The following is a 19,925-nucleotide window of genomic DNA, read 5'->3' on the forward strand; positions in this document are numbered from 1 at the left end:
GCTGTTTGACAGGTAAGCATCGCCACTTTCCTGTAACTGGTGATGGAACAGAATACCTTCCTGTAAAGGGGATAGGGGATAGATATCCTGTACATTGGCGGCACCATCGGGAACAGTGGCAACAATAATATCAATTTCTTCTTGTGACAGCGTCACCAACGGTAGCATATCCGGGGTGATAACCGTGCAACCATCGGGAATACGATTGGCGGGAACAAAAATATCGGAAGTATCCTGTTGTGCGTGTATTGTTTGCGCCATTTCCGAAAGCAATGGAGTTGCAAAAATGCTGCGTACATCCAGTGCGTATCCCCGGCAGCGCAACCGTTCAATCAGGCTGACCGCGATCAACGAATGCCCGCCCAGTTCAAAGAAATGGTCATGACGGCCGACCCGTTCCAGCCCCAGTAACTCCTGCCAGATTTGTGCCAGCGCAATTTCTACATCACCTATCGGCGCTTCATAGTCTCGGGTGATCACCGCTGACGTATCCGGTGCAGGCAGCGCCTTGCGGTCGAACTTACCGTTGGGGGTCAGCGGGAAGGCTTCCAGCATCACAAAGGCACTGGGGATCATATACTCCGCCAAATGTTGAGCCAGTTGCTGGCGTAATTCAGCCGGCATCAGTTCAATTCCAGTTTGTGAACGGAGATAAGCCACCAGCAGGTCTTCACGCTCTATCACCACAGCTTCCTCTACACCGGAACAGCGGACAAGCTGAGCTTCGATCTCACCCGGTTCAATCCGGAAACCACGTAGTTTGATCTGAAAATCGTTACGACCCAGATAGTCAATATTGCCATCCGGTCGCCAGCGCCCTAAATCCCCGGTTTTGTACATTCTGGCATCAGGAAGTGGACTGAAAGGATCGGCCACAAACCGTTCTGCCGTGAGTTCAGGCTGATTCAAGTATCCCCGGGCGACACCCGCCCCCCCAATATAAATCTCGCCAGTGACGCCAAGGGGAACAGGTTGACCATAAGCATCAAGAAGGTAGATTCGGGCATTGGTTATCGGATGACCGATACTGGGAGACGGCAGGGAATGATCTATCACACAAAAAGTCGTGTCAACGGTACATTCTGTGGGACCGTAGACATTGATAAAACGGGATGTTTTTATTTGTTGCAAGCGAGACCATAAGGTAGATGAAATAGCTTCTCCACCGACTAGAACCCGTTTAGGTTGATAATCCGTATCGATACCTAACCCCACATTCAGTAGCCATTGTAGTTGCACGGGTGTGCAATCAAACAGATCCACCGCGTGGTGCGCCAGATAACGCCAAAGTTGCTCTCCATTGGCACGAATAGTCTCAGGGATGATGACCAGTGTATGACCCGCCAACAATTGCAACCAACTTTGTACCGAAGCGTCAAATACGATACTGGCATTCAGGGCGGTGCGACACGGTGGCGTGATATCGATCACCGATTGCAGCCCGGTATACAGATTGATGACATTGCGGTGAGTCACCATAATTCCCTTGGGTTGTCCGGTCGAGCCGGAGGTATAAATGACATAGGCCAGATGCTGTGAAGTGAGCTCCTGCGTTGCAATAACCGGATTAGTTTCCGGCATATTTGCCAGAATGAATGATGGTAGATCATCAAGTTTGACAATCGGTAATGGCAGCTCCCCAGTCATTTCGCCCAGTGTTGTTTGCGTTAGTAACACCACGGGTTCGGAATCAGTCAGCATATAGTTCAGCCGCTCAGGTGGATAAGCCGGGTCAAGGGGCACATACGCGCCGCCGGCTTTGAGGATAGCCAATAATCCGACAACCATGTCCGGGCTACGATCAACACAAACAGCGACACGATCATCCGGTTTTACACCCAGTTTAATTAAATAATGGGCGAGTTGGTTGGCCCGGCGATTGAGCTCGTCATAGCTCAGCTTCTGTTCTTTAAACACTATAGAGATGGCTGTTGGAGTTTGTACCACCTGCTGTTCAAACAGTTCATGGATCAGAGCATTCTGCGGGAAGTCTGTCTGCGTGTTATTGAACTCGACCAGTAACTGCTGACGTTCAGACACCGGCAGAATAGGCAGCTCCTGCACGAGCTGCCGGGGATCAGTGCTCAGCGCATGAATCAACTCGCTGAGCGCTGTGTGCAAGTAATTAACTATTCGTTCAGCATCTATTCCGGTTACAGACTGGGCTACCAGAGAGAAATCTTCCCCTGAATCATCTACCGCGAGGGCTAGGGGATAATTTGTTCTCTCCTCTGATACCAGCAGACGCACGTCTTTCAAAACAGAATTTTCGATAGAATCTGATGAGTTGTGACGATAGTTAAACAAAACATTAAACAGAGGCATGGGAGGGGGGACGTTGCTGCAACGCTGAGCCAAAGCTAACGGAGCCTGTTCATGAGCCAGTAAGACCGCCAGATCTCCTGCGGTCGCCTGTACTACATCCAGCACACTGAGATTTTTCAGGGATATTCTGACCGGCAGGGTGTTGATAAACATCCCCATCACCTGATCAGCCCCGGTTGTACCTTGCAGCCGTCCCGACAGTACCGTGCCGAACACCACGTCATCACGCCCGCTGGTATGGGCCAACACCTGTGCGCAAGCAACATGGAACAGCACACTCGGGCTGATCCCCAGTTGGCGGGCCAGCGCGCGGAGGGTTTGCGACAAAGTTGCTTCCAGCGACAGTTGTGCTTCCGTCACATCTGTACCATCCCCCTGTACATTAAGTAAACCGAAAGGTGCTGTGGGTTCATCGATATCCCCAAGTCGCTGACGAAAATAGTCCTCATGCTCCGAAGCCGGTACGCTCAGCATTTGGGCAATAAAGTTTCGGTACGGCAGTGGCACAGGTAGAGACTCAATTTCTCCTTGTAATAATTGCTGAATCTCACCCATGATCAACTCTAGTGTGACATGGTCACTAACCAGATGATGAAAACTCAGTCCCAGTAACCATTCATGATTGTCAGGATCGTAAACAGTACTGGCAGCGAATAAGGGTGCCTGAGTGATATTTATGGGGATGACAATATGCGCCTGTAATTGTGCCGGGATGTTCTCTGGCGATGTCGGGATAAAAGGAGTCACCGGTAAGCGCGTTTGCCGCCAAACCACTTGTACTGGCTGACTCAGTTCCTGCCAACAGAAGGCGGTACGCAGGATATCATGGCGGTCTATCACCTGTTGCAGAGCCGTAAGGAAAGTCTCCAGACGCGCTTGGGTATCAAAAGCCAGCAGGGCATTCAATAAGTAAGCATCACTGTTTTCCTGTAACTGGTGGTGGAATAAAATACCTTCCTGCAAGGGCGATAGCGGATAGATATCCTGTACATTAGCAGCCCCGCCGGTTACCGTCGCAATGATGGCGTCAATTTCGGTTTGTGACAGCGTCACCAGTGGCAGCATCTCAGGCGTAATGGCTGTGCATCCATCGGGAATGCGGTTGGGTGGGATCAGAACCGGTGGAGTATCTATCCCTGTCTGTATTGCCTGCGCCATATCTGCCAGCAACGGTGTGGCAAAAACGCTGCGTACTTCCAGTAAATATCCACGGTTGCGTAATTGTTCAATCAGACTGACGGCAATCAGCGAGTGCCCGCCCAATTCAAAGAAGTGGTCATGACGACCAACGCGCTCTAATCCCAGTAACTCCTGCCAGATTTCCGATAATGTGATTTCCACATCGCCCACAGGTTCAGCATAGTCACGCGTTATCACCGCAGACAGATCCGGCGCAGGTAGTGCGTTGCGATCAAGTTTACCGTTGGGCGTCAGCGGGAAAGTATCTAAAATGACAAAGGCACTGGGTAGCATATAGTCTGCCAGATGCTGAGTGAGATACTGCCGCAGTTTGGTTGGTATCAATTCAATATCAGGCTGAGTTTGCACGTAAGCAACCAAACGCTTATCCCCGGGAATGTCTTCACGCGCGATAACGATGGATTCATTGATCCCCGGGTATTGATTCAGACGCGCCTCGATTTCATCCAGTTCAATACGGAAACCGCGTAATTTAACCTGAAAATCATTGCGACCAAGATATTCAATATTACCATCCGGCAACCAGCGACCAAGGTCACCGGTTTTATACAGCCGGGCATCCACTTCAGCAGAGAACCAATCAGGCAGGAAACGCTCCCGCGTAAGTTCAGGCCGGTTCAGATAACCCCGGGCTACACCGGCACCACCGATATAGATTTCGCCCACCACCCCAAGCGGAGTAGGTTGGCCAGAAGAGTCAAGAATATAGATTTGGGTGTTAGCAATAGGGCGTCCGATTGGAATGGTATATGCAACATTAGTAGTCGATGTTATTGCATAAGTGGTGGCTATTGTGGTGGTTTCTGTCGGACCATAAGCATTAATCAGATGGGTTGGCCGGGATTCAGATAATTGTACCTGTTGTATTTTTTTCGGATTGAGTACTTCACCGCCGACAAGCAGATAGCGCAATTGCTTGAACAGGGGAGAGAGTATTTCCAGATAAGCGTTGAACAGCCCCACCGTTAACAACATTGCCGTGACTTCACCGCTGATTAATTCGTCACGGAAACGTTCAGGGTTAAGTAATACGGCTTGTGGGATCACATGCAGGCGTCCACCGTTTAACAGGGCTGACCAGATTTCCCATGTTGAGGCATCAAACGCAATATTGGAACAGTGGGCTACGCAATCATTCGGCCCGATATCCGCATAACCCCCATTGATAGCCAGCCGATTAACATTGCGGTGCTCAATCATTACACCTTTTGGTTGCCCGGTTGAACCGGAGGTATAGATCACATAAGCCAGATGGCGTGATGTCAGTCCCAATGCTTGTGCATCCGGGTTATGGCTCGGTTGTGTGACCAATGACAGGGTTTCTAATGAGGTATCCTGAGCATCAATTACGCGTACAGGTACGATATCCGGTAACTTATCGCGCTGGGCGATCTGAGTCAGTAAGATGACCGGGGCGGCATCTTTCAGCATATAGGCTAACCGTTCTGCAGGGTAAGTCGGATCGAGGGGGACATAAGCACCACCCGCTTTCAGGATACCCAGCAGGCAGACGATCAATGCCGGGCTGCGCTCGACACAGATAGCCACCCGATCATCCGGTTGTATACCCAATCCAATCAGATAATGGGCCAGTTGGTTGGCCTGACCGTTAATTTGTTCATAACTCAGCGTTTGCCCTTCACACACGACAGCAATCGCTTCCGGCGTTTGAGCCACTTGCTGTTCAAACAGTTCATGGATGAGGGCATTCTGCGGAAAGTCGGCTTGCGTGGCATTAAAATCCACTAATAATTGTTGTTCCATTGCAGATAACATAGGCAGCGATGAAATCGTCTGATTCACATCAACAACCATTGCGGTTATCACGTTTTTAAAATAACCGGCAATACGAACCACGGTTTCCCGATCGAATAAATCAGTTGCGTATATTAGCGTTCCGATTAAGCCCGAATTTCCGGCTGTTTCAGTTAACGACAGCGTTAAATCACATTGAGCACTGTATTGCGGTTGTTCAATAATAGAAAGTTCAAGGTCGGGCAGTTTCAATTCCTGAGCCGGAGTATTGTCCAATGCCAGCATCACCTGAAAGATGGGGCTGTGACTCAGGCTACGTTCGGGCTGTAACACTTCCACCACCTGCTCAAAAGGCAGATCCTGATGAGCATAAGCCGCCAGTGTCTGTTTACGAACATGGGCCAGCAGTTCCGCTATGGTATGACATTGGCCTGATTCAATACGTAAGGCGAGCGTGTTGACGAAAAAACCAATCAGATTATCCAGTTCGGTGCGGGTACGATTGGCGATGGGAAGGCCGATCACAATATCGTTTTGACCACTCAAGCGGGAGAGAACAACAGCCCACGCCGTGAGAAGAGTCATAAATAATGTGGCTCCCTGATTTTGTCCGAATGTTTTCAGAGCAGTGAGTAATTCCTCATCAAGGTGAACAGGTATCTGACTGCCACTATAGCTCTGCACAGCGGGACGAGGGCGATCCGTAGGCAGTTCCAACAGGGATGGTGCGCCATTAAGCTGGTGATACCAAAAATCTCGCTGTGTGGTCAATTCATCGCTATGTAATGCACTGCGTTGCCAGGCAGCATAGTCGGCGTACTGGATAGGCAGTGGTGGCAAATAAGCCTCATGGTCGGTCAGGGCAGCCTGATAAAATGCCGCCAGTTCACGGATTAAAATACCACTGGACCAGCCATCAGAAATGATGTGATGCTGAGTTAACAACAGGACATGTTCTTCATTATCCAGCTGCAATAGCTGACCCCGGATTAACGGACCCTGAGTAAGATCAAAAGGCGTCCGGGCTTCAGATTCAGCCAGTTCGTCAACACGGGCCGAACGTTCGTCTTCACTCAGAGAGCGTAAATCCATATAACTCATTGAAAAGCCAGTATCCGGAGGGGCTATTTTCTGACAAGGTTGATCATCCACCAATGTAAAGTGGGTGCGCAAACTTTCCTGACGGGCCACAAGGTTATCAAGAGCGGAGATGAGTGCCTGATGTTCAAGTTTCCCCGTAAGACGCAATGCGACAGGGATATGATAGGCCCGGCTTGCGGCTGAATCGAATTGTCCGATAAACCATAATCGTTGTTGGGCAAAGGATAATACTAAAGGTGCATGGCGATCTGTCTTCGTTATCGGCATGTGTAATGAACGAGTTTCATTAGCGGACTGTTTAATTTTTTCTTTAACTTTTTTCTCTAAAACAGCTCGTTTTAACATTTCGATATTGATATTAGCTTTGCTCATTCTTCAGTATCTCCACTTAAAATTGCGATTAATTCTTCTGCGGACATTGCATCGAGGTTTTTCTTGATTAACTCTGAGTCATCTCCCCATACTGAACTCATTTGGGCAGAGAGAATGAGTTCAGACAATTCTGATAATCTGGATGACTGGAAAATTGAAATGATAGGTATCTGGACTAAAAATTCAGTTTGTATACGGGCTATCAATCTTGCGGCTAAAAGTGAGTGTCCGCCGATTTCAAAAAAACTGTCATGCCGCCCGACCCGTTCCAGACTCAGCAATTCCTGCCAGATTTGGGCTAGTCTGTTTTCTACGTCACCCACTGGTTCAACATAGTCACGGGTTATTACCGCTGACAAATCAGGAGCAGGTAGCGCTTTACGGTCGAGTTTACCGTTGGGGGTTAACGGTAAACTATCCAGCATCACAAAAGCGCTGGGTAGCATATAATTGGGCAAACAGAGTTTCAGTTCTTCGCGGAGGTTGGCCGTTTCCAACATAACGTCGGGTTGTGCCACCAAATAAGCTATCAGGCGTTTCTCGCCGTTATCTGCCTCATGGGCAATAACGATGGCTTCTTTGACGCCATCACAGGCCAACAGTTGTGCCCCAATTTCTTCGGGTTCAATCCGAAATCCACGGATCTTGACCTGAAAATCATTACGGCCCAGATATTCGATATTGCCACCCGGAAGCCAACGCCCTAAATCACCGGTTTTGTACATTCTGGCTTCTGGTTCGGGGCTGAATGGATCGACAACAAAGCGCTCGGCGGTGAGATCAGGGCGATTGAGATAACCCCGCGCGACACCGACACCACCGATATAGATTTCACCGCGGACACCAAAGGGAACGGGTTGCTTTTGTTTATCAAGAATATAAATACGGGTATTAGCTATCGGGCGCCCGATCGACAGTTTTTCAGTAGCATCCGGCCAGATACTTCCGTTAAGCTTCATGGATGTGGCAATCACCGTCGTTTCCGTCGGTCCATACGTGTCTATCAAGCAGCAGTGCCCTGTTTCGGGCAGGGATAGCCAGTCGCTCAGATAGTGACGGTCTGCTTTTTCTCCTCCGATAATGACTGAACGCAGAGTCGGGCTGAATTCACTACGTCCAGCCTTTATCTCTTGTCCCCACTGATGCCAGAAAGCGGTGGGCAGTTCAGCTATGCTGACGGCTTGTTCTTTCAGGAAGTGACTAAAAGCGGCATCGGGTATCTGAAGATGAGGTGGACGCAGTATCAAAGTAGCGCCTGTCGCTAGTGTCGGGAAAATCTCTTCCACGGAGGCATCAAAGGCTATCGTAGCAAATTGCAGGACACGATCTGTAGTGTTGAGACCACTTATCTGACACTGAGCATGAATAAAGTTCACCACATTACGATGTTCAACCATCACACCTTTGGGTAGCCCCGTAGAGCCAGAGGTATAGATCACATAGGCAAGATGGTGACTTTGTAATCTCAGTTGCTCTGGTTCAGGGTTAATTACAGGATATTGGGCTACCCGTTCCAGATAATCAGCCTCATCCAATAACCAGATAGGGGTGTCGCTATTGGATACGTGCTCCTGTAAATGTTGCTGGGTAAGCAGTAATCTGGGGGCACAGTCAGATAATACATAAGCCCGTCGCTTATCAGGATGGCTTGGGTCAAGTGGCACATATCCCGCCCCGGCTTTTAAGATACCGAGTATGCCAATAATCATATCCGGGCTGCGTTCTACACACAGGGCGATTCTATCATCCGGCTGGATACCCACTGCAATCAGGGCATAGGCCAGTTGATTGGCCCGCTGGTTCAGCTCACCATAACTGAGTGAACTATTTTCGGTGATCACAGCAATAGCATTTGGTTTATATTGTGCCTGTTGTTCAAATAACGTATGGATAAATGCTGTTGATGGAAAATCTGTTTGTGTGGTATTGAAGTCTTCCAGAAGCTGCTGGCGTTCAGCGTCCGACAGAATGGGTAATTCCCGTACAAGCCTCTGAGAGTGGGTTTGCAGTGCTTCCGTCAGGCCAAGGAGTGCGGTGTGCAGGTAATTGACTATCCGCTCTGGATCAACCGTGTTCGCTGTCTGAGCGATCAGTGTGAAGCCATCTCCTGAATCATCCACCGACAGATCCAGAGGGTAGTTTGTCCGTTCCTCAGCAGCCAACAAGCGAACACCTTCCCAGCCTGACTTTTCTACGAGGGCTGATGGGCTATAACGATAGTTAAACAGGGCACTAAACAAGGGTAAGGGGGGGGGAACACGACTGCACCGTTGAGCCAGTGCCAAAGGAGCCTGCTCATGCTCCAGTAGTTCGGCCAGATTTGTGGCTGTCGCCTGCACTACCTCCCATACATTGAGATTATTCAGGGATATCCTGATCGGCAATGTATTGATAAACATCCCCATAACCCGATCTGCCCCGGCTGAACCGTGCAGCCGTCCCAGCAGTACGGTACCGAACACGACTTCTTCACGATCACTGATATGAGCCAACACCTGGGCAAAAGCGATATGAAACAACACACTAGGGCTGACTCCCAGACGGCGTGACTGTGCGCGAAGAGTCTGAGCCAGCGTATCATTTAGACGCAAACGGGCTTCCACCAAGTTTGCACCACTTCCCTGAATATTCAGCAGGCCAAAAGGTGCTGTGGGTTCATCAATATCGGCAAACCGCTCACGGAAGTAACTTTCATGTACTGAATTCGGTATTTTCAGAATCTGGGCGATAAAGTTACGATAAGGCAGTGGTGCAGGTAGAGATTCTTCCTGACCGTCTAATAACAGAAAAATCTCCTTCATAATAAATTCCAGTGTCATATGATCACTGACCAGATGGTGAAAATTCAGCGTCAGAAGCCATTCGTTACTGTCCGAGTCGAGAGCAATACTGGCGGCAAACAACGGAGCCTGAGTAATATCCAGTCGGGAGATGCTCTGCGGCGGCTGTTGTTGCGCTAGAACAAACGATGTCACAGGCAGTTTTGCTTGCCGCCAAACCACCTGTACTGGCTGGCTCAGTCCATGCCAACAAAACGCTGTGCGCAGAATATCATGGCGGTCTATCACTTGTTGCAGAGCGTTCAGAAAGGTATCCAGACGGGAGCGGGTATCAAAAGCTAACAGCGTGTTTAATAAGTAAGTATCGACGTCTTCCTGCAACTGGTGATGGAATAAAATACCTTCCTGCAAGGGTGACAGTGGGTAGATATCCTGTACATTAGCCACGCCACCCGCCACAGTTGCGACAATCGAATCAATCTCAGTGTGTGACAGCGTTACCAGCGGCAACATATCGGGGGTAATGCGTGTACAACCGTCAGGAATACGGTTGGGTGGGACAAGCATATCCGGCGCACCTTGCCGGGCCTGTATCGCCTGCGCCATCTCCGAAAGCAACGGTGTGGCAAAAATGCTACGCACCTCCAGTAAATATCCCCGGCTGCGTAACTGTTCTATCAGGCTGACGGCAATCAGGGAGTGCCCGCCCAGTTCAAAGAAATGGTCGTGACGTCCGACCCGTTCCAGTCCCAGTAACTCCTGCCAGATTTCCGACAACGCAATTTCTACGTCACCGATCGGTGCTTCATAATCCCGGGTGATCACAGCGTATAAATCCGGTGCGGGCAGGGCCTTGCGGTCGAGCTTGCCGTTAGGGGTCAGCGGGAAGCTATCGAGCATGACAAAGGCGCTGGGGATCATATACTCCGCCAGATGTTGTGCCAGTTGTCGGCGCAGATCAACCGGCACCAGTTCTGTACCCGCTTCAGCACAGAGATAGGCCACCAGACGGGTATTCCCTTCAGCGTCTTCACGGGCTATCACGACGGCCTCCTGTACGCCCGGGCACTGCATCAGGCCTGCTTCAATTTCTCCTAATTCAATACGGAAACCACGTAGTTTCACCTGAAAATCATTCCGGCCGAGGTATTCGAGATTGCCATCCGGCAGCCAACGGGCCAGATCGCCGGTTTTGTACATACGCATCCCGGGTTTATCAGAGAACACGTCAGGCAGGAAACGCTCTGAGGTGAGTTCCGGTCGGTTCAGATAACCACGTGCCACGCCTGCACCGGCAACATAGAGTTCGCCCGCTACGCCCAGAGGGGCAGGCTGACCATAGACATCAAGGACATAGATACGTAAATCGTCAAGGGGCTGACCAATCAAACTGCCTTTCCCTGAATAAACATCCGGTTCGGTCAGTTCACGATAGGTAGCATGTACAGTAATTTCCGTGATGCCATACATATTCACCAGACGCGTCTGCTCGGTGGGATTGCGGTCAACCCACGGCGCGAGGGTATGCAACTCTAACGCTTCACCGCCAAAAATAATGCAACGCAGGGTGTGTTGCGCGTGCGGCATTGCATTCTGCGCGACAATGAGCTGACGGAAGGCGCTGGGAGTCTGGTTCAGAACAGTCACTTGTTCACGGCAAAGCAACTCATAGAACATCTGAGGTGAGCGGGCACATTCAGTCGAAATAACGACCAGGCGCCCACCATAAGCCAGCGCTCCCCATAATTCCCATACGGAGAAATCGAAGGCAAAAGAGTGGAACAGTGTCCAGATATCGTTGTTATCAAACCGGAATCTCGACTGTGTCGCTGCCAGCAGGCGGGTGACATTGGTATGTTCTACCATCACGCCTTTCGGTTGACCGGTGGAGCCGGAGGTATAAATCACATACGCCATATGGCATGGAGTGAGTCCCTGCGCTGCGGCAACCGGATTAGTTTCGGGCTGGTTCGCCAGCGTGGGTAAGAGCTGATCATCAAGTCTGACAATCGGTAATGCAAGCTCCTCAAAGATTTCGCTCAGTGTTGTTTGGAGCAGTAGCACCACGGGGTCGGCATCAGCCAGCATATAAGTTAATCGGTCAGCAGGATAGGCCGGATCAAGGGGTACATAAGCGCCGCCAGCCTTGAGGATAGCCAATATCCCCACGATCATGTCTAAGCTGCGTTCGACACAGATAGCCACCCGATCATCCGGTTTTACGCCCAATTCAATCAGATAATGGGCCAACTGGTTAGCCTGACGATTAAGTTCGCTATAGCTGAGCGTTTTCCCTTCCCACACCACGGCAATCGCTTCTGGCGTTCGGTCAACCTGTTGTTCAAACAGTTCGTGGATCAAGGTATCCTGTGGAAAATCAGCCTGTGTGGCATTGAAATTTTCCAACAATAGCTGGCGTTCAGCCGCAGGCAGAATAGATAAATCAAGCGCAGGCCGCTGGGGTTCGGTCATCAGCGTGTTAACTAATTCACTCAGGGCTGTGTGCAGGTAATTCACCAATCGGCAGGGTTCGGCGCCAGCTACGCTTTGAGCCACCAACGTGAAACCATCCTCTGTATCATCCACTGAAAGGGTGATGGGGTAGTTTGTTCTCTCTACTGATGCCAGCAGGCGTATTCCTTTCCAGACTCGCTTTTCTGCCTCTGCGGGAATGGATGAGCCGTGACGATAGTTGAACAATACACTGAACAGCGGCATCGGAGGGATAACACCACTGCAATTCTGCGCCAATGCCAGCGGAGCTTGTTCATGTTCCAGTAAGTTTGCCAGATTTTTGGCTGTCGCCTGCACAACTTCCAATACACTAAAATTACTCAAGGAGACTCGGATTGGCAGGGTATTAATCAGCATCCCCATCATTTGATCGGCATCGGCTGAGCCGTGTAATCGTCCCAATAGCACTGTGCCGAATACGACTTTTTCTTGTCCGCAGATTTTAGCCAAAACTTGTGCACAAGCGACATGGAACAGCACACTCGCACTGATGCCTAAACGCCGAGCCTGCGCGCGCAGAGTATGAGCCAGTGTTTTATCCAGTGATAAACGGGATTCCGTCACATCAGTGCCATTGCCTTGTACATTAAGCAAACCGAAAGGTGCGGTGGGTTCATCAATGTCCGCAAGTTGTTGACGGAAATAGTCTTCATGTACCGAATCCGGTACGTTAAGGGTCTGGGCAATAAAATTGTGGTACAGCAGTGGCGGAGTTAGCTCAATCGCCTGCCCCTGTACCGTCTGTTTCTGTAATAGCTGTTGAATTTCATCCATGATCAACGTCAGTGTCATATTATCGCAGACCAAATGATGGAAACTCAGTGCCAACAACCATTCCTCAGAGGCGGGATCATAGACAGTACTGGCAGTAAACAACGGAGCCTGAGTGATATCCAATCGGTTGGTGATATTTGCCTGCAATTGTGACGGAATATTTTCTGCCGATATGGGAATAAACGACATCACCGACAGTTTTGCTTCTCGCCAGACTACCTGCATGGGTTTGCACAGTCCCTGCCAGCAGAAAGCTGTCCGCAGAATATCATGGCGGTCTATCACTTGTTGCAAAGCATTCAGAAAGGTATCCAGACGGGAACGGGTATCAAAAGCCAGCAGGCTATTTGACAGATAGGCATCCCCATCTTCCTGTAACTGGTGGTGGAATAAAAGACCTTCCTGCAAGGGCGACAGCGGGTAGATATCCTGTACATTAGCCACCCCCCCCGCCACAGTTGCAACAATCGTGTTAATTTCAGTTTGTGACAGCGTCACCAACGGTAGCATATCCGGGGTAATATGTGTGCAACCATCGGGAATACGATTGGCGGGAACAAAAATATCGGAAGTATCCTGTTGTGCGTGTATTGCTTGCGCCATTTCCGAAAGCAATGGGGTTGCAAAAATGCTGCGTACCTCCAGTGAATATCCCCGACGGCGTAACTGTTCAATTAGGCTGACCGCGATCAACGAATGCCCGCCCAGTTCAAAGAAATGGTCATGACGACCGACCCGTTCCAGTCCCAGTAATTCCTGCCAAATTTCTGTCAGTGCCGTTTCCACCTCACCCACTGGTGCTTCATAGTTTCGGGTAATGACCGTTGACAAGTCCGGTGCGGGCAGCGCCTTACGGTCGAGCTTGCCGTTGGGGGTCAGTGGGAAGATATCTAACATGACAAAGGCATTGGGCAACATATAATCCGCCAGACAACTTTTCAGCTGCTCACGCAGATCGGCTGCTTCCAGCGTAACATCAGGTTGTGGCACAAGGTAAGCCACCAGGCGTTGTTCATCCTTATCCGTCTTATGGGCGATAACCACCGCTTCCCTGACACCTTGACAGGCCACTAATTGTGCTTCAATTTCCCCCGGCTCGATGCGAAATCCCCGGATCTTGACCTGAAAATCATTACGACCCAGATATTCGATATTGCCGTCCGGTAGCCAGCGCCCCAGATCGCCGGTTTTATACATTCTTGCATCCGGTTGGGAACTGAACGGGTCAGCAACAAAGCGCTCAGCAGTCAAGTCAGAACAATTCAGGTAACCCCGTGCTACGCCCTCACCACCGATATAAATTTCACCCGTCACGCCCAGAGGCACCAGTTGTTGTGTTTTATCCAGTAGATAAATTCGACAGTTGGCGATTGGGCGACCAATGGACAGCGTTTCAGCCGCATCGAGTAAGGTGCCACCATTGAGTGACAGAGAGGTTACAATGACAGTCGCTTCCGTTGGGCCGTAGGTGTCTGTCCAGCGACAGTGTTGTGTTTCAGGCAGAGATTGCCAGTCAACAAGAGAGTGAAGGTTAGTTTTTTCCCCGCCGACCGTAATTGAACGCAGGGTTGAACTGAACCCACTGCGACCGGCTTTGATTTCCTGTCCCCACTGATGCCAGAACGCGGTCGGTATATCGACAACGCTGATGGCTTGTTCTTGCAGGAAGTGGCTGAAAGCGGCATCCGGTATCTGAAGGTGATTAGGCCGCAATACTAAGGTAGCACCTGTTGCCAGTGTCGGGAAAATTTCTGCCACGGACGCATCAAAGGCGATTGTGGCAAATTGCAGGACGCGATCTGTTGCATTAAGAGCGGTTATCTGACACTGGGCATGAATAAAGTTCACCACATTACGATGCTCAACCATCACGCCTTTGGGTAGCCCCGTCGAACCCGAGGTATAGATCACATAGGCCAGATGATGACGTTGTAATCCCAGTTGCTCCGGTTCAGGATTAGTGACAGAGTATTGAGCTACCCGTTCCAGATAATCAGCCTCATCCAAGAACCAGACAGGGATATCATGGTTCTGAGCCTGTGCCTGTAAATGCTGTTGGGTGAGAAGTAGTTTAGGTGTACTGTCAGACAGCACGTAAGCCCGTCGCTTATCCGGGTAATTCGGATCAAGCGGTACATACGCCGCACCGGCTTTTAAGATACCCAGAATGCCAATAATCATATCCGGGCTGCGTTCGATACACAGGGCAACCCGATCATCCGGCCGGATACCTGCCGCAATCAGGGCATGAGCCAACTGGTTGGCGCGCTGGTTCAGCTCACCATAACTGAGGGATCTAGGTTCAGAAATGATGGCGATGGCCTCCGGAGCTTGTTGCACCCGGTGCTCAAACAACGTATGGATAAGTGCATTTGACGGAAGGAAGTCAGTTTGTGTGGCATTGAAGACTTCCAGTAACTGTTGACGTTCAGCTACCGGCAGAATGGACAGCGCCCACACAGGCTGACTGGGATTGTTTTGCAGTGCCTCAGTCAACCCACAAAGAGCAGTATACAGATAATTCACCACCCGACGTGGATCGACACTGTTCACTGCCTGAACGACCAGTGCAAAATCGTCCCCAAAATCATCCACCGACAGATCCAGCGGATAGTTTGTCCATTCTTTAGAAGACAACAGACGAACACCTTCCCATCTGGGGTTCTCCGTGGAATCCGACGAACCGTGGGACGAAGTATGACGATAGTTAAGCAGGGCACTGAATAAAGGCTGGGGAGGTGTAACACCGCTGCAACGCTGGGCGAGAGCGAGTGGAAATTGCTCATGTTCCAGCAGGTCAGCCAGATCTTTTGCCGTTGCCCGAACCACTTCAAGTACAGTCTGATTGCTCAGGGAGATTCTGACCGGCAGGGTGTTGATAAACATCCCCATCACCTGATCGGCCCCTGTGGTGCCTTGCAATCGTCCCGACAACACCGTGCCGAAGACCACGTCATCACGTCCGCTGGTGTGGGCCAACACCTGTGCCCACGCGACATGGAACAGCACACTCGGACTGATCCCCAGTTGACGAGCCAGTGCGCGGAGGGTTTGCACCAACGTGATATCCAGACACAATTGGGCTTCCGTCACATCTGTAACATCCCCCTGTACATTGAGCAGGCCGAAGGGGGCGGTGGATTCATCAATCTCGGCGAGCCGCTCGCGGAAGTAATCTTCATGCACTGAAGGCGGTATGTTCAGCATTTGGGCAATAAAGTTGCGGTATGGCAGTGGCGCAGGCAGGGACTCGACTTCTCCTTGTAATAATTGCTGGATTTCATCCATGATCAACTCTAGTGTCACGTGATCACTAACCAGATGATGAAAACTCAGCCCCAGCAGCCACTCGTTACTGGCCGGATCGTGGGCGGTACTGGCGGTAAATAAGGGTGCCTGACTGATATTCATTCGTTGAGCGATGTGCGCTTGTAACTGAGACGGAATATTCTGTACGGACGTGGGGATAAATGATGTCACAAGTAACGGAGCCTGTCGCCAGACCACTTGTACTGGCTGACTCAGCCCCTGCCAACAGAAGGCGGTACGCAGGATATCATGGCGATCGATGACCTGTTGCAGAGCTGCAAGGAAAGCCTCCAGACGCGCTTGGGTATCAAAAGCCAGCAGGGTGTTTAACAGATAGGTATCGTCATTTTCCTGCAACTGGTAGTGGAACAGAATACCGGCCTGTAAAGGTGACAGCGGATAGGTATCCTGCACATTAGCGACCCCGCCGGTTACAGTTGCAATGACGGTGTCAATTTCGCTTTGTGACAGCGTCACCAGTGGCAGCATCTCAGGCGTAATAACTGTGCAGCCCTCGGGAATGCGGTTGGGGGGAACCAGATCCGGAACCCTCGGTACATCCATTCCTGTCTGTATCGCCTGTGCCATCTCTGTCAGCAGCGGTGTAGCAAAGACAGCGGATACGTCTAGTGAATACCCCCGATTACGCAATTGTTCAATCAGGTTAACAGCAATCAAAGAGTGTCCGCCCAGTTTAAAGAAATGGTCATGGCGTCCGACACGATCCACTCCCAGTAAATCCTGCCAGATTTCCACTAACGCAGTTTCCACATCTCCAATTGGTGCAGCATAATCATGGGTGATCACAGCGGATAAGTCCGGAGCGGGTAGCGCCTTACGATCGAGCTTACCGTTAGGAGTTAGTGGGAAAGTATCTAAAATGACAAACGCACAGGGGAGCATATACTCTGCCAAATGGTGTGCCAGTTGTCGGTGCAGATCAACTGGCACCAGTTCCGTACCTGTTTCAGCACAGAGATAAGCCACCAAGCGGGTATCACCTTCCGTATCTTCACGGACAATAACAATCGCATCCTTTACCCCCTGACACTGCATCAGATGTGCTTCGATTTCTCCCGGTTCAATACGGAAGCCTCGCAGTTTGATTTGAAAATCATTACGTCCAAGATATTCGATATTGCCATCCGGCAACCAGCGGCCTAGATCGCCGGTTTTGTACATTCTGGTATCAGGCTGTGAGCTAAAAGGATCGACAACAAAACGTTCTGCCGTCAGTTCAGGCTGGTTCAGATAACCCCGGGCAACGCCAGCCCCCCCGATATAAATCTCGCCGGTTACGCTCAGAGGCACTGGCTGACCATAAGCATCAAGAATATAGATTCGGGTATTGGCTATCGGATGACCGATGCTGGGGTATGGCAGGGAATGATCTACCGAACAAAAGGTCGCATCAACAGTACATTCTGTCGGGCCGTAGACATTAATAAAACGGGGCGTTTCTATTTGTTGTAAGCGCGACCAGACAACAGGTGAAATAGCCTCTCCTCCGATTAAAACCTGTTGGGGCTGATAACCCACATCGGTACCTAACCCCGCATTCAGCAGCCATTGTAGCTGCACAGGTGTGCAGTCAAACAGATCCACCTCGTGATGAGCCAGATAACGCCAAAGCTGCGTTCCATTGGCACGAATAGCCTCCGGAATGATGACCAATGTATGACCGGCAAGCAATTGCAGCCAACTTTGTACTGAAGCGTCAAACACAATACTGGCATTCAGGGCGGTACGACCCGGCGTAGTTAAATTGATCACCGATTGCAACCCCGTACACAGATTGATGACGTTGCAATGAGTCACCATAATCCCCTTGGGGTTTCCGGTGGAGCCGGAGGTGTAAATCACATAGGCCAGATGGTGTGAATTCAGCCCGCGGGTACGGCAATCAGGGTTTGTATCCGGCATGTCATCAAAGGCAGATAAAGCAGGAGTATCCAGCAGCACGGTAGGCAAGTCGTTTTCTAACCTTGCAACTAGCTCGGACTGTGTGAACAGAGCCACAGGGGCGGCTTCATGGAGCATATAGCGCAAGCGGTCCGTGGGATAGCGGGGATCGAGGGGGACGTAAGCTGCCCCAGCCTTGAGAATGCCCAACAACCCCACAATCATTTCCGGGCTACGTTCAACACAAAGCGCAACCCGATCATCGGGCTGTACTCCCAACGCAATCAGATAATGCGCTAGCCGATTGGCCCGACGGTTAAGTTCGTTATAACTGAGGGACTGTTCTTCAAATACTACAGCGGTAGCGTCTGGGGTAAGTGCTGCTTGTTGTTCAAACAACTCGTGGATGAGCGCATCTTGCGGAAATTCAGCTTCGGTATTATTGAACGTGAACAACAGGTTATGCCTCTCTGTCTCAGGTAAGAGAGGAACATGTTTAACCTTTGTATCCAGTGATATCACTGCGGCTTCGATTAACAGTGCCAGCCGGGATTGAAGGGTGATAACTTCTTCATAACTCAGATAATTACTGTCGTAGCTGAATTCAATAGTGAAAGGTTTATTTTCCTTTTCAATCTGGTGGGGTGTGGAGATTGAATATTGGTGAATTGCAATTGAAAGCGGAAACATCACGCCACGATAGGAGCCTTTTAACGTCATGGCTATATTTTCCATACTGACACAGACATTGAATGGCTCAAATGACAGGGCGATATCAAAAAGTTGGCTACGCCCAGTTTTTTGTTTGATTTGTGTATGCTGATTGATCTCAGTAATGGGGAATCGTTGATGTTTATAGCAATGATGCAGCTCAGTCGCTACTTTATGCATAATATCAAGAACAGAATCATCCGCGTGAATGGTCACTCTGATAGGGATGATTGACGAAAACATACCGAGTGTCGATTTTTGTTTTTTATTTTTTCGGTTGTGGACGGGGATGCCTATAACAATCTCTTCTGTACCGTTAATACGAGTAAAATAGCAAGCTAAAATGGCATACATAAAATGAAGGACAGATAATCCATGAGCGGCTGCGATATTTTCTATCTGCTGAGAAAGTGTTTTATCCAGTTGCCAAAAGACGGGTTTAGCAAATTCACTCGTGGCCGGCGTCCTTGAATGCGGCAGTGGAAGCAGGGCTGATGGCAACGTTTCATAGCGCTTCTGCCAGAACTGTAAGTCTCGCATGTATAATTTAGAATTAAGATAGGCTTGATCTTCAGTAATAAAATCAAGATAAGAAGGGGCTATATCAGGCAAATTTTCACCGGTCGCTAAATGCCTGTAGTGTTCTAAAAGCTCCTTGAAGATCAGTTTTAATCCCATACCATCTAATATCAAATGATGACAGCAGAATTGCCAGTACCAACGGTTCTCACCAACCCTAAATAATCCGGTATGCCACAATTCATTATATAAACAAAACGGGCGTATAAAATTAGCGTGCATCTGCTGTTCGGCGCGGAATTCAGCATCAGTTTCCTGTGAAAAATCGTATACCGTTAAGGGAAGCGGGAGAGTCTCAACAAACGTTTGCCGTGGCATCCCGTAAGTCTCAATGAGTTTTAAACGTAAAGCATCATGATGAGAAACGACGGCTTCCAGCGCCTGAATAAATAATAATTCGTCCAGCTCCCCCTCAAGAAGAATTAATATACTGAGGTTGTAATCGGAGGAATTAGGGCGGGTCATTTGGTCTAACCAAATAACTTGTTGAGTAGAGCTTAGTGAGAATTCACCACATGATGGTTTGTGGTTACGTTGTGTATGCATTTTATAGCTCCAGAATCTCATAGATTAATCTGTCAACTAAAAAACCTGATATAATTC

Annotated in this window: 2 protein-coding genes; both read right to left on the reverse strand. The window is 49.8% G+C overall.

The features are described 5' to 3' along the window. Positions 1–6,753 (reverse strand): non-ribosomal peptide synthetase (locus tag AACS92_RS04710; RefSeq protein ID WP_099110186.1); only part of this gene is annotated, 6,753 nt, incomplete at its 3' end. After that, complete coding sequence (locus AACS92_RS04715) at positions 6,750–19,868, reverse strand: non-ribosomal peptide synthetase (protein ID WP_193756932.1); 13,119 nt, start codon at positions 19,866–19,868, stop codon at positions 6,750–6,752. The genes AACS92_RS04710 and AACS92_RS04715, both read right to left, overlap by 4 nt. Positions 19,869–19,925: the final 57 nt, after the last annotated feature.

It is taken from the genome of Xenorhabdus sp. KJ12.1, from assembly GCF_963876495.1.
Taxonomy (GTDB): domain Bacteria; phylum Pseudomonadota; class Gammaproteobacteria; order Enterobacterales; family Enterobacteriaceae; genus Xenorhabdus; species Xenorhabdus stockiae.